Consider the following 20,999-nt stretch of genomic DNA (forward strand, 5'->3'; position numbering starts at 1 on the left):
TAGTAATCGAGGCCATGTCTCCTCCCCGCCACAACCTGCCCCTGTCCGCCGGCGAGTTCGTCAGCTTCGTCGGACGTGAACGCGACATCGTCGATCTGGGCCGCCTCCTCGGCACCGCCAGGCTGGTCACGCTGACCGGCACCGGAGGCATCGGCAAGACACGCCTGGCCCTGCACCTGGCCGAGCGCGTCATGCGCCGGTTCCCCGACGGTGTGCGCTTCATCGACCTCAGCGAGGCCTCCACCCACGACCAGGCGCTGCGCGCGGTGGCGGTCGGCCTGCAGGCGGTGGAGAACGACTCGCGCACGGCGATGGACGCCGTCATCACCTCGCTGCGCACCCGCAACCTGCTGCTGCTCCTGGACACCTGCGAGCACGCCGTGGGACCGATGGCCGAGCTGTGCCAGGCGGTGCTGCGCGACTGCCCCCGGGTCCGCATCCTGGCGACCAGCCGCCAGCCGCTGCACGTGCCCGAGGAGACCATATGGCGTGTGCCTCCGCTGTCCCTGCCCGCGCGGCCCACCCCCACCGACCCCTACGCCGCCGGCCCCGACCCCATCCCCCGCCGCGACACACAGCGCTACGAGTCGGTACGGCTGTTCGTCACCCGCGCGCACGCCGCCCGTACCGGGTTCGAGATGACCAGGGAGAACTCCGGCTACGTCGCGGAGATCTGCCGGATGCTGGACGGCATGCCGCTGGCGATCGAACTGGCCGCCGCCCGTGTGCGGCTGCTGTCCGTGCAGCAGATCCTGCGCCGCCTGGACGACCGCTTCCAGCTCCTGACCAGCGACGGCTCCGAGGACCTGCCTCCGCGCCAGCGCACCCTGCGCGCGGTCCTGGAGTGGAGCCACGACCTGCTCACCGACGCGGAACGGCTCCTGCTGCACCGCCTGTCGGTCTTCTCCACCTGGTACCTGGAGGCCGCCGAGGACGTCTGCTCGGGCGAGGGGGTCGACCCCTCCGACATCCTGCCGCTGCACTTCTCCCTGCTGGACAAGTCGCTGGTGGTGATGGACGCCGAGATCGACGGCACCGCCCACTACCGGCTGACCGAGACGGTGCGCGCCTACGCCGCCGAGCACCTGGCGCGGAGCGGCGGCGGGGACGACCGGTGGGAACGCTACCTGCGCTTTTGCGTCACCCACCTGGAGGAGTGGGCCAAGGGCGACTGCGCACCGCTCGCATGGGGCGAGCGCCTGGTACGCCTGAGGATGCTCGACCACCACCGGGAGAACCACGTCCGGGTGGTGGACTGGGCGCTGTCGCGGGGACGCGTGGACGAGGCCCTGCGGGTGTGCGTGGCGCTGCGCTCCTACTGGATGGTGCGCGGCCTGGCCGCCGAGGGCAGCCGCGTCCTCGAACGGGCGCTCGGCACCGACCCCGACGGGCAGTCCCCGCACCTGAGGGCACGCGCCCTGGCGCTGCACGCCGAACTGCGCCTGGACCTGGACACGGCGCCGCGCGTGTCCACCCTGGCCATGTGCGCCCTGGAGGCGGCCCGGGCCTGCCGTGAGGCGGGAGCCGCCGCCTCGGCCCTGGCCACCATGGCACTGCTGTCCCTGCGCACCGGCGCGCTGGACGAGGCGCGACAGCACGCCGAGCGGGCCAGGGACTGGGCCTCCCAGGTCGACGACCCCGCCACCGAGGTGGCCACGCTGGACGTGCTGGCGCAGTTGGCGCGCCGCCGCGGCGAGTCCGCCCGGGCGAGCGGCTACCTGGAGCAGAGCATCTCGGTGGCCGAGAACCTGGGCGACCGGTGGAGCGTGGCCCGCTGTCTGCACGGGCTGGGCTCGATCGCGGCCGAACGGCGGGACTTCGCGCGGGCGCGGGCGCTGTTCGCCGAGGCGCTGTCGGTCTTCGGCGAGTTGGAGGCGGCCCCGGCGACCGCGCACTGCGCACGGGAGCTGGGCCGCCTGTACCTGGCCGAGGGCGAGGCCCTGCGGGCCAGGGAGCCCCTGTCGACGTGCCTGCGAGTGAGCTTCACCTCCGGGCAGCGTATCGCCGTGGCGCGCGCCCTGGAGGCGCTGGCGGAGCTGGCGCTGGCCGAGGGCGAGGCGGAGCGGGCCGCCGCCCTGGTGGGGGTGGCCGCCGACCTTCGCACGTCGCTGGACCAGCCCTCGGCGGAGACGCTGCGGCTGCGGTCGGCCGTGGAGCGGCGGGTGGGCGGGGCGCGGACCGCCGAGGCGTGGAACGCGTGGCGCTCCCTGCCCCTGGAGCAGGTGCTCGACCGGGCGCTGGCCTTCCCACGGCCCCCGGCCCCGGTGGCCGGCGGCCCGGACTCCCTGACTCCCCGGGAGAGGGAGGTGGCCGAACTCGCCGAACGGGGCCTGTCCAACCGGGAGATCGCCGAACGTCTGACGATCAGTCAGGCGACCGTAGCCAGACATATCGCGAACATCTTCAGAAAACTCTCTATTTCCTCTCGGGCGCAGTTGACCGGCTGGGCCGTGTCGGAGGACGGTGTCTGAAGGGGTCCGCGAACAACGGGAAGCACTTGCACAGTGCGCGTGCAGCCGCTAAGACAGGAACCCCGGGTACCAACGCCCACCCGACCACCTCCACTCTGCCGACCTTCTTCCCCACCCCTGGTGAGAACCTTCCCCGACCGCCCCTACATGTGAAGGCCATGGCACCTTTGACCGCGCCCGCGCGGCACAACCTCCCCCGTCCGGGCACCGGATTCGTGGGCCGCGAACGGGATCTGAGCGATCTGCTCCGACTCCTCGGCTCCAGCCGCTCCGTCACGCTGTGCGGAACCGACGGGATGGGGAAGACCCGCCTGGCGATACGCCTGGCCGAGCAGTCCACCGTCTCCTTCCCCGACGGAGTGTGGATGGCCGACCTGGCGGACGCGGGCACGACCCTGGAGGTGTACGCGCGGGTGTGCGCCGCGGTGGGCGTGGTCGAGGAACCCGGACAGCCGCTGTCGGCCACGGTGACCGACGCGCTGCGCGACCGCCGCCTGCTGCTGGTGCTGGACTCCTGCGAGCACCTCGTCGACGAGGTGACGGAGGTCGGTGAGGCCCTGCTGGCCGCCTGCCCCGCCGTGTCGGTCCTGCTCACCAGCGAGGACCCGTTCCGGCTGTCGGGCGGAACGGTGTGGCGGGTGACCCCGATGGCCCTGCCGCTGCCCGCGCGCAAGGGGCCGCCGCCCGACCCCTCCGGCTCGGAGGCGGTACGGCTGTTCCTGGACCGCGCGCGCACGTGCGATCCCCGCTTCTCGGTCTCGGCCCGGGAGATGGAGACCGTGACGGAGCTGTGCGACCTGGCGGGCGGGATCCCGCTGGGGATCGAGGTGCTGGGTGCGAGCGCGCCGGGGGCGGGCCCCGAGGCCCTCGTCGCGAGGCTGCGCGCGTACCTGGACTCCCCCGCGGCCCGGCCCGGGCCGGGCCAGGCCGTCTCCCGCATCGAGATGCTGCCCCTGGTGCTGGACTTCGTGTACGGCGGCCTGCCCGAGGCCGAGCGGGTGCTGCTGCGGCGCCTGTCGGTGTTCCGGGGCTGGGACCTGGAGCTGGCCGAGCAGGTGTGCGCCGACGAGGCGCTGCCGGAGTCGGCCATCCTCGACCTGTCGGCGTCCTTGCTGAACCGCTCGCTGATCACGGTGACCGGCGAGTTCGAGGGCCGTGTGCGCTACCGGCTGCCGGAGGCGGTACGGCGGTTCGCGCTGGCCCGGCTGGTCGCCGAGGGCGAGGCGGAGCTGTTCCAGGAGCGGCTCCTGGACCGGATGCTGCACCTGGTCGAGGACCTGGGGCGCAAGCTGGAGTCGAGCCGGTCCATGCCCTGGAGCGAGCGCGACTCCGCGCGGCGGCGGGTGATCGCCGAGTGCGACACCCTGCGCTCGCTGTTGCGCTGGTCGCTGGACCACGGCGCGGCCGAGTCGGGGCTGCGGCTGTGCGTCAGCCTGGTCGCGCACTGGGTGAGTCACCAGTGCTACGCCGAGGGCGCCCACTGGATGGACCGGATGCTGGAGCTGGAGGACGCCGCGAAGGCGCCCTCGCGGGCGCGGGCCCTGGTGGCGCGGGCCCAGCTCGCGCGGATGCGGCGCGACCACGCGCTGGCCCTGTCGCTGGGCGAGGAGGGCCTGCGGCTGTGCCGGGAGGCCGGGGACGACGTGTACGTCCGCGCCGCGCTGAACCTGCTCGCCCTGGTGGAGGTGCGCAACCGCGTGCCGGACCAGGCCGCCGTGCGGGTGGAGGAGGCGCTGCGGCTGTGCCGTGAGTCGGGCGACCTGTGGGGCGAGGCGATCGCGCTGGGCACCCGGGCCGCCCTGGTCGCCCAGCAGGGCGACCATCCCGCCGCCGACCACCACTACAACGCCGCGCTGACCCTCCTGCGCGGTATCGACCACCGGTGGGGGGTGGGCGTCACCCTCCTCGGTCAGGCGGCCGCGGCCGAGGCCGGCGGGGACCTGGTGACGGCGGACCGCTGCTACCGGGAGGCGCTGGACACCCAGCGGCTGATCGGCGCGGTGGCCGCGGAGGCGCGCTGCCTGGCCGGGATCGGCCGGGTGGCCTGTGCCCAGGGGTCCACGGGCCAGGCCTACGACTACCTGAGCGAGGGACTGCTGCTGAGCCACGCGGCGGGACAGCGCGCCGACGCGGCCCGGGCCCTGGTCGCGATCGCCCGGGTGGCCTTCTCCTCCGACCTGCGCGAGCCCGCCTGCCGCCTGGCGGGCGCGGCGACGAGCGTGCGCGAGCGGCTGGGCCTGCCCGTGCACACGGCCCCGTGGCCGTTCGCGGACGCGGAGAGGACACGCCGCCGGCGCCGCCGCCTGGTGCACTGGTGGGAACAGGGCCGGGGCCTTGGCCTGTCCTGCGCGGTCGCCGAGGGCGAGCGGCTGGCCGAGGAGGGGCGGCGCCCCTCGCCGCACCGCGGCAGCCCTCCGCAGGCCAGACGTTCCGAGCGCGGGCGCGGAACACGGCAGGGACCGCCTCCCTCTCCGGACTCGGTGACCCCCCGGGAACTGCTGACCAGACGCGAGCTGGAGGTCGCGCTCCTGGTGAGCCGGGGAGAGAGCAACCCCGGAATAGCCCGGGCGCTGTTCATCACCTCCTCGACGGCGGCACGACACGTGGCCAACATCAACCGCAAGATGGGCTTCAACTCGCGTACGCAGATCGCGGCATGGGTACAGCGCCATCAGAAGTCGGACTGACTGTCCGATCTGCCCGTTTCCACCCGGTCCACGGGCGGTCGACCCCACCCCCACGTCGAATCTACATATGCATATGCATGGCAATGTGCATGTGCATCTGACCGTGAAAGCGCTAGGCTTCAAGCCATGGGACATCACGTTCGTGACACCACGGTGACACGGTCGTGCGGGTCCCGGAAACGGCCGTCGGGGACCGGCTCCGGAACCGGAGGCGCCGCGGACCACCGGTTCCGGAGAGGTCTTCGGGGCCGGGGAGACCGCGTCGGCGCGAGGCGCGCCCTGGGGAGGAACACCGTATCCGCCGACCGGAGCGCCGCCGCCGGGTTCGCCACGTGGAGGGGGCGTGACGAGCCCGGGTGGCGGTGCCACCGACAGATGGGGAGCTGGGGGTACGTATGGGGGTAGGGCTGTCTTCAGGAACCGGACGACCGGGACGCCACCTGCCGCGTCGGGACGATCCGATCGGCTCGCTGACCGGTGGCCTGTGCGAGCGGCTGCGCCTGCGCTCCGGTCGGGTGGGAACGGTCCGCGGACACGGGTACCGCGTGGACGCGCTCACCTTCGCGACCGAGGTGGAGCGGGCCGCCGCCGGACTGAGCCGCCGCGGCATCTGCTTCGGCGACGTGGTGGGGATCCTCGCGCCGGTCTCCCCCCAGCGTTTCCTGGCCACGTACACGGTGAAGGCCGTGGGCGGGCGCGCCCTGCCCCTGTCGATCACCTCCGACACGGACACCCAGTGCGCCGTGCTCACCGAGACCGACACCCGCCTGCTGTTCGTCAGCGCCGACATGGCTCCGAGGGCGCTGGAGCTCGCGGAACGTTCGAGGGTCCGGCAGGTCATCTCGTTCGGAACGGCGCTGGGGACGACGCCCTTTCGGGAGCTGCTTCAGCCGAGCCCGGACGGCAGCGGCTACAGCCCCGCGCGCGGCCTGTTCGACAACGGCATCCTGGGCTATGAGCGGACCGCCAACGGGCTGCTGACCACGCTGTACCCGTACAGCGACCTGATGGCGCGCTTCGCGGAGCTGCGCGACCGTCTCGAACTCACCTCCGACGACGTGGTGGCGGTGGACGAGGGCGGGGACGAGGTAGCACGGGTGGTGCTGGTGGCACTGGCCCTGTGGACGGGGGCGTGTGTGGTGGCGGGCGCGGGCTGCCCGCCGCCCGAGGGGCGCCAGGTGACGGTGCGCTGCGCTCCCGAGCCGGAGCGGGTCGCCGACCCGCCGGCCGACGGGGGGTACTGACCTCCGGGGGCCGGAGAGGGCGCCGCGGCCGGGGGCGGCCACGGGCCGGTTCAGTCCCCGACCGCCACCTCCGCCGCCTGGGCGTCCCCGTCGGTACCGGCGCCGGGCGACTGGTCGTCGATCTCGAACCAGGCCACGTGCGTGGCCTCGCTCCAGTACTCGCCGCTGCGGGTGGCACAGCTGTCGACGATGAGCTTGCCCCGCCCGAAGTCACCGCCGTCCTCACGCGCGTGGAGGCCCTCGCCGTCGCACGTTCCCTGGTCGGCGACGGCCACGCGCAGGCGCCCGGCGTCGGAGCGGATGAACAGCGTCATGACGCCGCCGCTCTGCCCGGAGCGCGAGTGCAGCAGGGCGTTGGTCGCCAGCTCGCTGACCGCCAGCTCGGCGTCGTCCAGCGAGCCCTCGGAGTGACCCGTACGGGCGAGGAAGTCGCGCACGCGCGCGCGGATGGAGCGTACCGCGGTCAGGTTCCCCGCACAGCTCCACACCGTGTGGTCGGTGACCCCTCCGGAGAGGTCCCCCGTCTCGATGGTCGGTGCGGTCGGAGCCATGCTCTCCTGTACCTCCACGGGCACGTATTCCCGGAGTTGCCTCGCCTCAGCCATCCGGTCACTCCAATCACCCGCGACGGGCGCGCGGGTTGCGCCGCCTGCACTCACCTTAGACAAGGGTGTACTGGCTCCAGAACAGCACACCCGGGTTCCCCCTGCCCGTCATCGGCCACAAAACCCCGTCACGTGTCATCCCCGATGTGGACAAAGGAAACAGTCCGGACTCCAGGGTCACCCATGTGAGGTGTAACACGTTGGCAATACACGCCCCGGAACGGCGGTTCCGCTGACAGGATGGCAGACAGGAACGATAATCGTTTCCACAGTCGGGTCGTCCCCGGCCCGCCATCCGCCGTGGGCGCGTCCGCCCACGCGCCGACACCGAAGGGCCCACATGAAGATCGCGTTCGCCGGCAAGGGCGGCAGCGGCAAGACCACCCTCTCCGCGCTGTTCACCCGCCACCTGGCCGCCCAGCACGTCCCCGTGGTGGCCATCGACGCCGACATCAACCAGAACCTGGGCGCCGCCCTGGGCATGTCGGAGGAGCGCCTGGCCGAGCTCCCGCCCCTGGGCACCCACCTGGAGGAGATCAAGGAGCTGCTGCGCGGGGACAACCCGCGCATCGCCTCGGCACAGGCGATGGTCAAGACCACTCCGCCGGGCCGGGGATCGCGCCTGCTGACCCTGACGGGGGACAACCCGCTGCACGCGCGCTTCGGCGCGGCGGCCCGGGGCGCCACGCTCATGGTCACCGGCCCGTTCGCCGAGAAGGACCTGGGCGTGTCCTGCTACCACTCCAAGGTGGGCGCGGCCGAGATGTACCTCAACCACCTGGTGGACGGCCCGGGCGAGTACGTGGTCGTGGACATGACCGCGGGCGCCGACTCCTTCGCGTCGGGTATGTTCACCCGCTTCGACATGACCTTCCTGGTCGCCGAGCCCACCGTGCGCGGCGTGGGCGTGTACCGCCAGTACGCCGAGTACGCCCGCGACCACGACGTGGCCATCCGGGTGATCGGCAACAAGGTGCAGGACGAGGCGGACGTGGAGTTCCTGCGCGAGCACGTGGGCGAGGCGCTGGCGGGGTGGATGACGCACTCGGGGTTCGTGCGCTCGATGGAGAAGGGCCGCGACCCGGAGCTGTCGGACCTGGAGGAGGACAACGTCAAGACCCTGGCCCGGATGCGGGACATGGTGGACGCCGCGCCCAAGGACTGGGAGAAGTTCACACGGCAGTCCGCGGAGTTCCACCTGCGCAACGCGCGGGCGTGGGCCAACGAGGCCAAGGGCGCGGACCTGGCCTCCCAGTTGGACCCCGACTTCCTCATGGGCCCCACGGCTCTCACCGAGGCCGCGCAGTAGCGGGGCCGCGCAGCGGCGGGGCGGCACCGCCGGTCCACCGTGCCCGGTGCGGTGCCGTCCGGCGTGGAACCTCCCGCGCCGCACCCGCGGCGCTCACGGCGGGCCCGCTAGCCGGACTGCGGTACGCGCACACGCGACGGGGTCAGGGCCGACAGGACCACGAGTCCGAGGACGGAGGTGGCGAACAGGGCGGCGCCCATGGGTACCGCGGTGCTCTCGTCCAGTCCCACCAGCGGTGCCACCACCGCGCCGAACAGCGGGGACAGCGCGCCCAGCACCGCGCTGGCGCTGCCCGCCCGCCGCTCCTGGCCGTGCATGGCCAGCGCGAAGGAGCTGGTGAGGATCATCCCCATACAGGTCATGTACACGAAGATGGGCACCACGAGGGTGGCCAGCGGGCCGCCGGCCAGTGTCGCCACGAGCAGCACGCCGGTCGCCGCCACCGCCGTGGCCACGGCGCCCAGCAGCAGGGAGCGCTCGCCGAACCGGGCGCTGAACCGTCCCACGGCCCAGCTCCCGGCGATGATGGCGGCGCCGTTGGCCCCGAACAGGATCCCGAAGGTCTGCGGGGACACCCCGTACAGGTCCTGGTAGACGAACGGCGTCCCGGCGACGTAGGCGAAGCTGCCGCCGTGCAGGAGGCCGACCACCAGGGCGTAGCCGAGGAAGGAGCGGTCCCGCAGCAGCGCGCCCATCGTCCGCAGGGTCCCGCCGACCGTGCCGGGGATGCGCCGCTCCACCGGCAGGGTCTCCCCCAGCCGCAGTGCCGTGACCAGGGCGATCACCGCGCCGAGCAGCGCCAGGGCCAGGAAGATCGCCTCCCATCCCGTGGAGGACGGCCACAGGATGGCGCCGCCCGCGATCGGCGCCGCCAGGGGCGCGACCGCGTTGATCACCATCAGCAGGGCGAAGAACCTGGTCAGGTCGTTGCCGGAGAACACGTCGCGTACGACCGCGCGGGAGAGCACGACCCCGGCGGAGGCGGTGAACCCCTGGAGGAAGCGGGCCGCCGCCAGGACGGCGACGCTGGGGGCCAGCGCGCACAGCAGCGACGACAGCACGAACAGGACCAGGGAGGTGATCAGCGGACCGCGCCTGCCCCGGGCGTCGCTGATCGGGCCCACCACCACCTGGCCGACGGCGAGCCCCACCAGGCAGGTGGTCAGGCTCAGCTGTACGTGGGAGGCGCCGGCGTCCAGGTCGGCGGCGATCTCGGGGAAGGCCGGCAGGTACATGTCGATGTTGAGCGGACCCAGGACGGCGAGCATGCCGAGGAGGAGTGCCAGGCCCAGGCGTGCCCGGCCGGTCGGGTTCTGCTGCATCGGCGCTCTCTCACGGGGATGGAGGGCGCTGCGCGCCGCGGACCTGACATCAGGCTAGCCACGGCGGGCGTCCTCCGCCGTCCGGTGGGGGCGGGTCTGACACGAGTCCGTCAGAAAGCGTCCGGTCCGGGAGGTGGGCGAACCGGGCCGGCGCCCTAGAAGAGCACCGACATGACCTCTCCCACCTGCCGGAAGCCGACCTTCCGGTAGGTGGCGCGGGCCGGGGTGTTGAAGTCGTTGACGTAGAGGGTCACGCGGGGCGCGATCTCCGCGAGCGCGTAGTTGACCACGGCCGCCATCCCCGCCGTGGAGTGTCCCCGGCCGCGCAGGTCCGGGTGCACCCACACGCCCTGGACCTGGCAGGCGTGCTGGGTGACCGCGCCGATCTCGGCCTTGAACACCACACGGCCGTTCTCGATGCGCGCGAAGGCCCGGCCGGTGCGCACCAGTTCCTCCACGCGTGCCCGGTAGAGCATGCCGCCGTCGCCGGAGTCCGGCGGGACGCCGACCTCCTCCGTGAACATGGCCACGCACGCGGGCACGAGGGTGTTGAGCTCGGACAGGCGGACCCTGCGCACCAGGGGGTCGGCGGGCACGTCGGGCTCGTCGTCGATCTCCAGTACCGGCTGGCTGGCCCGGATGGTCCGCGCAGGCCCCCACGCGGGGGTGACCTGCTCCCAGAAGTCGCTGACCGCGTCGACCGGGCCGACGATCGAGGAGCAGCGGCGTCCGCGCCAGCGGGCGTGGTCGGCGAAGCTGCGGATGGCGGCCGGTCCGGCGTTGACGGGGACCATGTTGGCGCCGGAGTAGCACAGGGCGGTCAGACGGCCCCGTTCCACGTGTCCCCACACCTCGGTACCGCCGGCCCTGCTGGAGATACCCGTGGCCATCAGGCGGGAGGCGACGAACACGTTGCCGACGGGGTCGGTGTCCAGGAGCGCACGGACGGACTCCCGGTCGCGTTCTCCCAGGATCCGTATCGGCGAGGTCCGCAGCATCGCATCTCCCCCTCTTCCCGGTTGCCTCGTGGTGCCCCGGGGGACGACTGGTCGAGCCTGTTCGCGCTGTTTCCAGCCTATTCGACCGGTTGCCCGGACGCCCCCCGCGACCCGGGGGCGACGGGTGCGGCCGTGCTCCCGGACCCGTCGCGCCCGGCGACGGGACGGGGCTCGGGACGGGCCTCACAGGTGACGTCGGGGCCGGTGCCCTCGGCGCGCGCGGGCAGTTCCCCGTCGCGGAGGTAGGCGGCGACGGCCTCGTCCACGCAGGTGTTCCCGGTGAGCGAGACGCCGTGGGTGTGGCCGCCCTCCTCGGTCACCAGGACCGCGCCGGGCAGGCGCTCGCGGAGGGCGAAGGCGCCCTCCACCGGGGTGGCACCGTCCTCGGTCGCGTGCACGAGGAGTGCGTCGCCCCCGTAGGCGGGGTGCTCGCCGGGACCGTCGCCGACCTGGAGCCAGTCCCCGGATCCGGCCTTCCACGTCGCGCACGGAGCGTTGTACCAGACGTTGTTCCATGTCATGAAGGGGGCCTCCCGGTGGACCCTCTCCGCGTCGGCGCGCCAGGTGGACCAGTCCTCGGGCCAGTGGGAGTCGGTGCACTGGACCGCGAGGTAGCCGCCGTAGCCCCGGTCGGATTCGGCGTCCTCCCCGTGGGCCTCGTGGAGCGCGAGCAGCGGCGCGCCGTCGCCGTCGTTGATCCTGGCCGAGAGCGCGCCGGCGACCGAGGGCCAGGAGGCGCCGCTGTAGGCGACGACGATGGCGGCGCCCTCCAGCTCGGTGGGGCCGACGGTGCCCCCGACGGGTTCGTCGGCCAGTTCGGAGCGCAGGGCGTAGTAGGCCTCGGCGACCTCCTCCCCGGTCGTGCCGAGCCCGTAGACGTCGTCGTGGCGGGCCGTCCAGTCGAAGAAGTTCCTGGCCGCGCGGTCCAGGGCCCGGCTCTGCGCGAGGTTGCTCTCGTACCAGGGCCTGTCGGGGTGGACGACGCTGTCCAGGACCAGGGCGCGGACCCGGTCGGGGTGGAGCGCGGAGTAGACGGTGCCCAGGTAGCTGCCGTAGGAGTAGCCGAGGTAGTCGATCCGCTCCAGGCCCAGGGCCTCCCGGATGGCGTCCATGTCGTGGGCGGTGTCCTCGGTGCGGGTGTGCTGGAGGAGGGGGCCGGTGTTGTCCGCGCAGGACCGGGCGTAGTCCCTGGCGTCGGCGCGCAGGGCGGCCTCGGCCGCGGCGTCCGCCGGGACGGTGTCGGGGCGCACGGGTTCGAAGAGGCTCGGGTCGCAGGCGATGGAGGGTGTGGAGGCACCGACGCCGCGCGGGTCGAAGGCGACGACGTCGTAGGTCTCGCGCAGCTCCGCGGGCATGCGCTGATGTGTGTAGGAGGCCCACATGCGTCCGGCGCTGCCGGGGCCGCCGGGGTTGACCAGGAGGGTGTGCTCGGCCTCTCCGGTGGCGGGGACCCGCGACAGGGCGAGCCGGACGGTGTCGTCGTCGCCTTCGGCCCGGCCGCCGTCGGCGGTGCGGGCGAGGGGGACCGTGAGGGTGGCGCACTCCAGGTCCTCGTCGGCGACGGGCCGCAGGTCCTCGCAGGGGCCCCACGCGAGGGCTCCCTGGTCGACGCGGACGCTCGCGCGGGCCTGCTCGGCCGGCCCCGCCGGTTCGGCCTGGGCGGGGACCGCGGTGACCAGGGAGGTCAGGACCGCTCCGGCCGAGACCGCGGTCCAGGTTCGTGCTCGCACCCGTCTACCTCCTCGTGCTTTTATTACTCTATGTATTGTTACCAATCCGTAGAGTTACAAACAGAGGCGACACGGACCACGGCCGGACCCGTGCGGGCGGGCCCCGGTAGCATGTGCCCTGCCTCCATCAGATGCGGACAAAGCAGACGGGACACAGGAACACCATGCGGCTGGATCGTGTCGATGAGCGGATCATCGCGATACTCGGCGCGGACGCGCGGATGAGCTTCGCCGAGATCGGCGGGCAGGTCGGACTGAGCCCCTCGGCGGTCAAGCGCCGCGTGGACCGGCTGGTGGACTCCGGCGCCGTACGCGGGTTCACGGTGGTGGTGGAACCCCAGGCCGTCGGGTGGACCACCGAGGCGTTCATCGAGCTGTACTGCCGCGCCCGCACCTCGCCGGGAGAGATCCGGACCGGGCTGTCGGGGTACGCCGAGATCACCTCCGCGTACACGGTCACCGGGGACGCGGACGCCATCGTGCAGGTCCGGGCCCGCGACACCCACCACCTGGAGGAGGTCATCGAGCGGCTGGGCGCCGAGCCGTTCGTGGTGCGGACCAAGAGCACGCTGGTCCTGTCCCGCCTGGTGGACCAGCCGATCCTCGCCGGGACCGCCGACCTCCCCTGACCCCGCCGGAGAAAGCCGTGGAAGGCTTTCAGCGGGTGAAAAGGGCCGTTGTGGCCCCTCCGGACCACCGTGACGATGTGTTGTGGTTCACACCGACGTCACGGAGGGCACCCCGGCATGGATGGTCACCTGAGGGAACGCATCGACGCCAGCGCGATGACACGGTTCCAGTGGGGCACGGTCCTCATATGCTTGACTTCCTCCTCTTCCTGAAGGAAGAGGACTCCGACCAGGCCTGGCGGCCCGGTGGCGCTACGCGCCTCACAGCGCGCTGGTTCCTGCTTCACCGACATGGCACCCCAGAGGTCTCCGCAGGCTGGCACGGTTCACCCCGAAGGGCTAGTCCATCCGCGCACACGAGTGTTCCGGGCCGCGTTCACGTCCGCATGCGCCCTGTACCCGCACGCCACGCACCGGAACACCGATGGGCTCTCTCGGTTCTCCGACGCGACATGCCCGCACGGACGACAGGTCTGGGACGTGTACGCGGGGTTGACCTCCACAATCTGGGTACCGGTCCGCCGAGCGGCATTGACCACGGCCAGCTTGAACCCGTGCCACCCCTGGGCCAGGATCGCCCGGTTCAACCCCGCCTTCTGCCGCACATGAGTGCCCGGGGCGTCGACGGTGCCCTTCGCCGAGCGGGTCATGTTCGTGGTGTGGAGCTTCTCCAGCACCACGACCGCGTTCTTGGCACACAGCGTGTGCGCGGTCCGGGCGGCGAAATCAGCGCGCCGAGCCCGCACCCGCCCGGTCAGTTTCGACAGGGCAGCTTGGTCCTGGCCCGGTTGGCCGAGCCTTTGTGTTGGCGGGACAGGCGTCGGCGCAGACGGCGCTCGCGCTCGTGCTCCTTGGGGGTTTGAAAGGTGCGGTTGAACAGGGCGCCGTCGGAGGTGGCCACCGCCACCGCCACACCCCGGTCGATCCCCACCGCGCTGTCGGGGCGCTCACGCGCCTGGGGGGTGGTCTGGCCGTCCTCGCACAGGATCGACACGTACCAGTAAGCGCCGTCGCGGGAGACGGTGACCGAGCGGGCGGTGCCCTTCGGTGCGCGCGACCAGCGGACGCACCCACCCCAGCTTGGGCAGCTTCAGGCGCCCCCACTTGCGGCCCAGGCGTTGCACGATGACACGTGCTCCCGCGGGGAAGCGGAAGGAGGGCTTCCACCGGCCCTTGGCGCGCCAGCGCACATTGAACGTGCCATGGTCCCGGCACGCCCGGTCCAGGTCCCTGAGGGTCTGTTGCAGGATGTGCGAGGGGGCGGCCTTCAACCACTCCTCCTCGGTCTTGGCCTCAGCGAGCTGGCGGGCCTGGAGGTGGTAGCCGCAGAACGGCAGGTCCTGGCCGCGCTGCCACCGGCGCACGGCCTCACGGCGCTGGTGAAGGCCGGTGTTCCACACCGCCCGGCAGATATCGCCGTAGACCTGGCACAACCCGGCCTGCTCGCCGGTGGGCGCGAGCCGGTACCGAAACCCCGTCAACACGGTGTCACCACCTCCTTCCAGCGGACACCGAACCTAGCGGTGGCCTACGACATTCCGATGGGAGCGGCTGTCCCCGCCCTGAAGGACGGGGTCTGCGCCGCAAAGGAACCCGGGCGCGGAGAACGGCCCCGGCCGCACGTCGTCGTGCGGCCGGGGCCGTCGTCAGTACGCCCGGGACCACCCCGGGGCGCTCGTCCGGGTGCCCGAGGGGCTCAGTCCTCCGGAAGGGCGAGCGGGGCGAGCTCGTCGAACAGGTCGCCCGGGCCCGGGTTGCCCGGGTCGGTCCCACCGCCGAGGTGGTGGACCACGCCCCACACCGCGTTCAGCGCGGTCTGCACGGCGCCCTCGGCCCAGCCCGCCGTCCAGGACACGTCGTCACCGGCCAGGAACAGGCCGCGGTGGCGCTCCTCCAGCTCGTCCTGGTGGAAGTGCGTGAACAGGCGGCGCTGGTAGCGGTAGTGGCCCGGCAGGTTGGCCTTGAACGCGCCCATGAAGTAGGGCTCGTCCTCCCACGACACCGTCACCGGGTCGCCGGTGATGTGCGAGCGCACGTCCACGCCCGGGTAGATCTTGGACAGCGACGAGAGCATGACCTCCAGGCGCTCGTTGGCCGACAGCGGCAGCCACTTGAGCGAGTCGTCGCACCAGGTGTAGGACATGCAGATCGCCGCCGGGCCCTCCGGGTCGGAGCCCTCCAGCAGGTAGGTGCCCCGGGTCATGCGGTCGGTGAGCGTCATGCTCATGACGTCACGGCCGGTCTCGGGGTCCTTGTCCCGCCAGAACGCGCGGTCCACCGGCACGAACAGCTTCGAGGACTCCATGTAGTGGGTGCGCTCGATCGCCGTCCAGTGGTCGATGGGCAGCAGGTCCTCGTCGCAGTCGATCTTGGACAGCATCATCCAGCTCTGCGCGGTGAACACGGCCGCCGCGTAGGTACGGATGGAACCCGACGCGTCGGTGACCGTGATGTTCCCGGCCTGGGAGCCCTTGGACGCGGTGCGGCGCAGCGCGGTGACGGCCGGCCGGGGACCGCCCTCGTGCAGGGAGGCCAGGGTGGTGCCCTGCGCCCAGTGCACGAGCTTGTCCGGGGCGTCCTCCCACAGGCGCAGCGGCAGTTGCTCCACGCCGCCGACGATGCCCATGTGGTCGTCGTCCGCGCCGGTGTAGGTGACGCGCAGGATCTCCAGGATGGAGTTGGGGAAGTCGGTGTCCCAGCCGCCGGTGCCAAAGCCCACCTGGCCGAAGATCTCGCGGTGGCGGAAGGAGGCGAAGGCCGGGGACTCGCACAGGAAGCCGTAGAAGGTCTGGTTGTCGAGCCGGGCGACCAGCTCGTTCCAGATCTCCTTCTGGGTGTCCACGTCGCGCTCGCGGATGGCCTGCTGCATGCGGGTGTGCTGGGCCTGCTCCAGGGTCTCCTCCCAGGCGCGCGCCACCTCGCGGTAGACCTCGGGCAGGTCGTCGAGGGTGGTGGCGTAGTGGGACTTCCCCTTGAGGTCGACCACGGTGCTGGGGGTGGCCGGGGAGAGCGGGTTGGGGAAGGGCTCGGTCTCCAGGCCCACCCGGTCCGCGTAGTGCCAGAAGGCGGTGGAGGAGGGCGGGAAGCGCATGGCGCCCATCTCGGCGACCACGTCGTCGGGGCAGCCCGCGAGCTTCTCCGTGCGCAGCCGCCCGCCGATGCGGTCGGCCTCGTAGACGACCGGCTTGAGGCCCATCTTCATGAGCTCGTAGGCGGTGACGATCCCCGAAAGCCCGCCGCCGATGACGGCGACCTCGGTGCCGTGGCGCTCGGCCGGGACCTGCCCGAGTCCGGCGGGGTGCTCCAGGTAGGCGTCGTAGGCGAACGGGAAGTCCGGTCCGCACATGTTCAGCGGCGTGTCCCGCGTGGTTGCGGCACCGGCGGCCGTGGGCACGGCAGACGTCATCAGGCCCCTCCTTCACATGGGTGTCGTCCGGCGGAGTGCCGGTCGGTTGCGTGCGTGGTGCGAGTGGTGTTCGTGGTGTGTCCGGGGGTTTCCCGAAGCGCTGCTCGGGGCGCGGTCACACGGTGAGCGTCCGGTACAGGTCCGGGCGGCGGTCGTCCAGGTAGGACTGCTCCCGGCGGACGCGGGCGACCGCGTCCGGATCCACGTCGCCGACCAGGAGCTGCTCACCGGATCCGGCGCGCAGCGTCTCGGAGCCGTCGGGGGCGAGCAGGACGCTCCGGCCCGCGTAGCGCAGGTCGCCCTCGGTGTCGCAGCGGTTGACGTAGGCCAGGTGGAGCTGGTTCTCCAGGGCGCGCACGGGCACGATCCGCTCGGGGACCTCGGTGAAGGGGAGCATGAGCGCGGTGGGGACCACGAGGAGTTCGGTGCCTGCCAGGGCGTGGGCGCGCACGGTCTCGGGGAACTCGACGTCGTAGCAGGTCAGCAGGCCCACTCGGACTCCGCCGAGGTCGGCCTGGACGACCGGGTCGGCTCCCGCGGTGAAGGCGCCGCGGTCCAGGTCTCCGAACAGGTGGGTCTTGCGGTAGGTCGCCAGGCGGGTGCCGGCGGCGTCCACGAGCTGGACGGAGTTGTACACGGTGCCGTCGGCCCGCTCGGGGAAGCCGTGGACGATGGCGACGCCGGTGTCGGCGGCGATGGCGGCGACGGCTCCGCTGAGGGGGCCGTCAGCGGGCTCGGCGAGTGCGGCCAGGGCCTCGGGGCCGAGGTTGTAGCCGGTCAGCGACATCTCGGGGCCGACGAGCAGGCGGGCTCCGGCGTCGGCGGCGGCCTTGGCACGGCCTGAGAGCCGGTCGAGGGCGTCGGCGGTGTCGCCGCTGTGTCCGGTGCCCTGGTCCAGGGCCACGCGCAGGGGTCCGCGTGTCACGCCTCACCTCCTGTTTCCTCCGTCGCTGCCGGGCCGCGTCCACTCTAGGTGGGCGAAGGCGTCCGAACAGTGCGCCGAACCTGTGGAATCCCGCGTATTTTCGCTGCAACGTGGGATTTCGTTGCGCATCGCCACAGATCCGTGCGTACATCGGTGCGTACGAGCCCGTGGAGAACAAGCGAGGGGCCGGGGGAGGTTCCCCGGCCCCTCGCGCGCGTTCACGTGCCCGTCAGGAGCGGGTCCCGTCGACCGGCTCGGCGACCGGGTCCGCCGGGGCCGTCTCCAGCGCGGAGCGGCGCATGCTGTAGCCGAAGTAGATCGCCATGCCCACGGCCAGCCAGACCAGGAAGGCCGCCCACACGCTCAGCGACATGCTGAACATCAGGTAGGCGCAGGCGAGCACGCCCAGGACCGGGGTGACCGGGGAGCCGGGCACGCGGAAGGCGCGCGGCAGGTCGGGGCGGGTCCGGCGCAGCACCAGGACGGCCACGTTGACCAGTGCGAACGCGAAGAGCGTGCCGATGGCGGTGGCGTCGGCGAGCGGGCCGAGCGGGACCACGGCGGCGAGCACCGCGATGAGCAGGGAGGTGATGAGGGTGTTCGTACGCGGGGTGCCCTTGGCGTCCAGGGTGGAGAAGGCCTTGGGGATGAGCCCGTCGCGCGACATCGCGTAGAGGATGCGGGTCTGGCTGTACAGGACGACCAGGACGACGCTGGCCAGGGCCAGGACCGCGCCGGCGGCGAAGATGATCGCCCACACGGTGGTGCCGGTGACCTTGGTCAGGATGCCCGCCAGCGTGGTCTCGCCGTCGACGAAGCCGGTCCAGTCGAGCGCGCCGATCGCCGCGAAGGCGACCAGGCAGTAGATCGCCGTCACCAGGATCATCGAGAACATGATGGCGCGGGGCAGGTCGCGCTGCGGGTTCCTGGCCTCCTCGCTCGCCGTGGAGACCGAGTCGAAGCCGATGTAGGAGAAGAACAGCGTGGCGCCCGCGGCGCTGACACCGGCCATGCCCATCGGCATGAACGGGGCGAAGTTGCCGTCCTGGACGGCGGTGATCGCGATGGCCACGAACATGACCAGGATGACGACCTTGATCGCGACCATGACGGCGTTGACGCGGCTGCTCTCACGGACCCCGGCGAGCAGGGCGAACATGGACAGCACGACCACGATGGCGGCGGGCAGGTTGACCAGGCCGCCCTCCATCGGGCCGGCGAGCACGGCGCCCGGCAGGGACATGCCGGTGGTGAGGTGGAGGAGTTCGTTGATGTACTCGCCCCAGCCGACGCCGACGGCGGCGACCGACACGCCGTAGGTGAGCATGAGGCACCAGCCGCACACCCAGGCCATGAACTCGCCGATGGTGGCGTAGCTGTAGGAGTAGGCCGACCCGGAGGCGGGGATCATCCCGGCCATCTCGGCGTAGGCCAGCGCGGAGAACAGCGCGGTGACGCCGGCGAGCACGAACGACAGGATCACGGCGGGTCCGGCGACGGGCACGGCCTCGCCCAGCACGACGAAGATCCCGGTGCCGAGGGTGGCGCCGATGCCGATCATGGACAACTGCCAGAACCCCATGTGCCGCTGGAGGCCGGTGCCCTCACCGCCCTCCGTCTCGGCGATGAGCTTCTCGATCGGCTTGCGCCGGGTGAGACGCTCCCTCAGCGCGGGCACACCGCCCGGACTGCCGGGCCCGCGGGTACCCGCAGGGCTCTTCTGGTCCACCACGTGACTACTCCTCGTTCCTGTACATGGACACACCGATCCCCGGGAGAAGGAACGGTGGGGGGCGGAAAAGGTCGCCTCGTACCTGTGGCGACCTGAAAATGCCCTCAGCAACGGTAGCCGCGTTACCTACGTAACATGACCCACATTCGTTGCGTCTGTCGGAGGGAATCAGCACGATCGTGCGTTCCCGCGCAACATAACGCACGGTCCTGTGAGTGATGCCACACAAAGTCACCCTGGGTGACGCAAGCCGCTTCGGACAGCGAACACCGTGGTCAAAGACGTGCGGGGGGAGTCAGAGGGCGGGCCGGGCCGCGCCCGGCTCATCCGGAGGGAGGTGTTCGACCACGGCGTCCGGCCCCGGGCAGACCAGGGACTCCTGGCCGTCGGAGAAGCGCACCAGGTACGGCGGGTCGCCGTCCGGGCCGCGAACCTCGATGACCTCGCCCCTCCGGTCGGACCGGCCCACGTCGCCTCCGTGGACGAGTACTCGGTCCCCCACACTCGCCTGCATCCGCGTGTCCTTCCCCCGTGCGCTCGCGCCGCCTGCCACCCGGCGGACGAGGAAGGTCTTTTCCCAGCTCAGAGGTGTGCAAACAAGGCGAGCGCCCTCGGCGTACACGGTCGGGGGACCTGACGCGGGCAGCCACACGCCGGGCGCGGCGGAGGCCGACCGTTCCACCGCGTGCGGTCCCACCCCCGCGCACGCGAACGGCCGCGCCGGACCACAGGGGTCGGCGCGGCCGTTCGGAGCGGGTGGAGTGGTCAGCCGGCCACGGAGACGGTGGGCTCGCCCGACTCGGCCCCGGCCTCGCCCATCTCCTCGGCGATGCGCATGGCCTCCTCGATGAGGGTCTCCACGATCTGGGACTCGGGCACGGTCTTGATGACCTCGCCCTTGACGAAGATCTGGCCCTTGCCGTTGCCGGAGGCCACACCCAGGTCGGCGTCGCGCGCCTCGCCCGGACCGTTCACGACGCAGCCCATGACGGCCACGCGCAGGGGCACCTCCATGCCCTCCAGGCCCGCGGTGACCTCCTCGGCGAGCGTGTACACGTCCACCTGGGCCCGGCCGCAGCTCGGGCAGGACACGATCTCCAGGCCGCGCTCACGCAGACCCAGCGACTCCAGGATCTGGGCGCCGACCTTGACCTCCTCGGCGGGGGGCGCGGACAGGGACACGCGGATGGTGTCGCCGATGCCCTCCGAGAGCAGCGCGCCGAAGGCCACCGAGGACTTGATGGTGCCCTGGAAGGCCGGACCGGCCTCGGTCACGCCCAGGTGCAGCGGGTAGTCGCACGACTCGGACAGCAGCCGGTAGGCGTTGACCATGACCACGGGGTCGTTGTGCTTGACCGAGATCTTGATGTCGCGGAAGCCGTGCTCCTCGAACAGGGAGCACTCCCACAGCGCCGACTCGACCAGGGCCTCCGGGGTGGCCCTGCCGTACTTCTCCAGCAGGCGCTTGTCCAGCGAACCGGCGTTGACGCCGATGCGGATCGGCGTACCGGCCTCACCGGCCGCCTTGGCGATCTCGGCGACCTTGTCGTCGAACTTCTTGATGTTGCCCGGGTTGACGCGCACGGCCGCGCAGCCGGCCTCGATGGCCGCGAACACGTACTTGGGCTGGAAGTGGATGTCGGCGATCACCGGGATCTGCGACTTCTTGGCGATGATCGGCAGGGCTTCGGCGTCGTCGTTGGTGGGCACGGCCACGCGGACGATCTGGCAGCCCGAGGCGGTCAGCTCGGCGATCTGCTGGAGAGTCGCGTTGATGTCGGAGGTACGGGTGGTCGTCATCGACTGCACGGACACCGGGGCGTCCCCACCGACGGGGACGTTTCCGACCATGATCTGCCGCGTCTTGCGCCGGGTCGCCAGCGGGCGCGGCGGTGTGGCGGGAATACCGAGATCGACGGTCACGCTTGATTCACCTCGTCT

17 protein-coding genes are annotated in these 20,999 nt (G+C 71.9%); 5 read left to right on the top strand and 12 right to left on the bottom strand.

Annotation, left to right across the window (positions count from 1 at the left end):
• Positions 1-14 precede the first annotated feature (14 nt).
• The 3 genes from NOSIN_RS16585 (at position 15) to NOSIN_RS16595 (ending at position 6,402) form a co-directional block, all read left to right on the top strand.
• Positions 15-2,471, top strand: a complete 2,457-nt coding sequence (locus tag NOSIN_RS16585; protein WP_077691620.1) for an ATP-binding protein — start codon at positions 15-17, stop codon at positions 2,469-2,471.
• A 167-nt stretch (positions 2,472-2,638) separates the two neighbouring features.
• Positions 2,639-5,158 carry a LuxR C-terminal-related transcriptional regulator gene (locus NOSIN_RS16590; protein WP_077691621.1) on the top strand — a complete coding sequence of 840 codons (2,520 nt, stop codon included), beginning with the start codon at positions 2,639-2,641 and terminating at the stop codon, positions 5,156-5,158.
• Positions 5,159-5,553: 395 nt separating this feature from the next.
• Positions 5,554-6,402 carry an AMP-binding protein gene (locus NOSIN_RS16595; RefSeq protein WP_077691622.1) on the top strand — a complete coding sequence of 283 codons (849 nt, stop codon included), beginning with the start codon at positions 5,554-5,556 and terminating at the stop codon, positions 6,400-6,402.
• 50 nt (positions 6,403-6,452) lie between these two features.
• On the opposite strand, the gene NOSIN_RS16600 is transcribed toward NOSIN_RS16595, so the two are convergent.
• Positions 6,453-7,007 carry an ATP-binding protein gene (locus NOSIN_RS16600; RefSeq protein ID WP_077691623.1) on the bottom strand — a complete coding sequence of 185 codons (555 nt, stop codon included), beginning with the start codon at positions 7,005-7,007 and terminating at the stop codon, positions 6,453-6,455.
• Between the two features lie 340 nt (positions 7,008-7,347).
• Here NOSIN_RS16600 and NOSIN_RS16605 point away from each other — a divergent pair, with 340 nt between their 5' ends.
• Positions 7,348-8,316, top strand: a complete 969-nt coding sequence (locus tag NOSIN_RS16605; RefSeq protein ID WP_077691624.1) for an ATP-binding protein — start codon at positions 7,348-7,350, stop codon at positions 8,314-8,316.
• Between the two features lie 107 nt (positions 8,317-8,423).
• On the opposite strand, the gene NOSIN_RS16610 is transcribed toward NOSIN_RS16605, so the two are convergent.
• The 3 genes from NOSIN_RS16610 to NOSIN_RS16620 form a co-directional block, all read right to left on the bottom strand.
• Positions 8,424-9,638, bottom strand: a complete 1,215-nt coding sequence (locus NOSIN_RS16610; RefSeq protein ID WP_077691625.1) for a multidrug effflux MFS transporter — start codon at positions 9,636-9,638, stop codon at positions 8,424-8,426.
• A gap of 155 nt (positions 9,639-9,793) precedes the next feature.
• Positions 9,794-10,636: a GNAT family N-acetyltransferase gene (locus tag NOSIN_RS16615; protein ID WP_077691626.1), complete on the bottom strand. Its 843-nt coding sequence runs from the start codon at positions 10,634-10,636 to the stop codon at positions 9,794-9,796.
• Between the two features lie 77 nt (positions 10,637-10,713).
• On the bottom strand, positions 10,714-12,366 hold the full coding sequence (locus NOSIN_RS16620; protein WP_077691627.1) for an alpha/beta hydrolase: 1,653 nt from the start codon (positions 12,364-12,366) through the stop codon (positions 10,714-10,716).
• A gap of 164 nt (positions 12,367-12,530) precedes the next feature.
• On the opposite strand from NOSIN_RS16620, the gene NOSIN_RS16625 reads away from it, so the two are divergent.
• A complete protein-coding gene (locus NOSIN_RS16625) occupies positions 12,531-12,995 on the top strand; it encodes an Lrp/AsnC family transcriptional regulator (RefSeq protein ID WP_077691628.1) in 465 nt (154 codons plus the stop codon).
• Between the two features lie 326 nt (positions 12,996-13,321).
• On the opposite strand, the gene NOSIN_RS27815 is transcribed toward NOSIN_RS16625, so the two are convergent.
• The 8 genes from NOSIN_RS27815 to ispG form a co-directional block, all read right to left on the bottom strand.
• Entirely contained in the window at positions 13,322-13,741 is a 420-nt protein-coding gene (locus tag NOSIN_RS27815) for an RNA-guided endonuclease TnpB family protein (protein ID WP_236743385.1), read from the bottom strand.
• Positions 13,742-13,749: 8 nt separating this feature from the next.
• Positions 13,750-13,989 (bottom strand): hypothetical protein, encoded by a 240-nt coding sequence (locus NOSIN_RS27820; protein WP_227014709.1) that lies wholly within the window; start codon positions 13,987-13,989, stop codon positions 13,750-13,752.
• The gene (locus tag NOSIN_RS27825; RefSeq protein WP_236743386.1) at positions 13,943-14,479 is read right to left on the bottom strand and encodes a helix-turn-helix domain-containing protein; all 537 of its coding nucleotides are present in this window, start codon (positions 14,477-14,479) and stop codon (positions 13,943-13,945) included. The genes NOSIN_RS27820 and NOSIN_RS27825 overlap by 47 nt, the downstream gene beginning before the upstream one ends.
• Positions 14,480-14,691: 212 nt before the next feature.
• Entirely contained in the window at positions 14,692-16,401 is a 1,710-nt protein-coding gene (locus tag NOSIN_RS16635) for a flavin monoamine oxidase family protein (RefSeq protein ID WP_077691629.1), read from the bottom strand.
• Positions 16,402-16,516: 115 nt separating this feature from the next.
• The gene (locus NOSIN_RS16640) at positions 16,517-17,326 is read right to left on the bottom strand and encodes a carbon-nitrogen hydrolase family protein (protein WP_077691630.1); all 810 of its coding nucleotides are present in this window, start codon (positions 17,324-17,326) and stop codon (positions 16,517-16,519) included.
• 229 nt (positions 17,327-17,555) lie between these two features.
• Complete coding sequence (locus NOSIN_RS16645; RefSeq protein ID WP_077691631.1) at positions 17,556-19,058, bottom strand: amino acid permease; 1,503 nt, start codon at positions 19,056-19,058, stop codon at positions 17,556-17,558.
• A 295-nt stretch (positions 19,059-19,353) separates the two neighbouring features.
• Positions 19,354-19,572 (bottom strand): DUF1918 domain-containing protein, encoded by a 219-nt coding sequence (locus NOSIN_RS16650; protein ID WP_077691632.1) that lies wholly within the window; start codon positions 19,570-19,572, stop codon positions 19,354-19,356.
• 251 nt (positions 19,573-19,823) lie between these two features.
• Complete coding sequence (gene ispG / locus NOSIN_RS16655; RefSeq protein ID WP_077691633.1) at positions 19,824-20,981, bottom strand: flavodoxin-dependent (E)-4-hydroxy-3-methylbut-2-enyl-diphosphate synthase; 1,158 nt, start codon at positions 20,979-20,981, stop codon at positions 19,824-19,826.
• Positions 20,982-20,999: the final 18 nt, after the last annotated feature.

The sequence above is a fragment of the Nocardiopsis sinuspersici genome (assembly GCF_001998325.1).
Classification (GTDB): domain Bacteria; phylum Actinomycetota; class Actinomycetes; order Streptosporangiales; family Streptosporangiaceae; genus Nocardiopsis; species Nocardiopsis sinuspersici.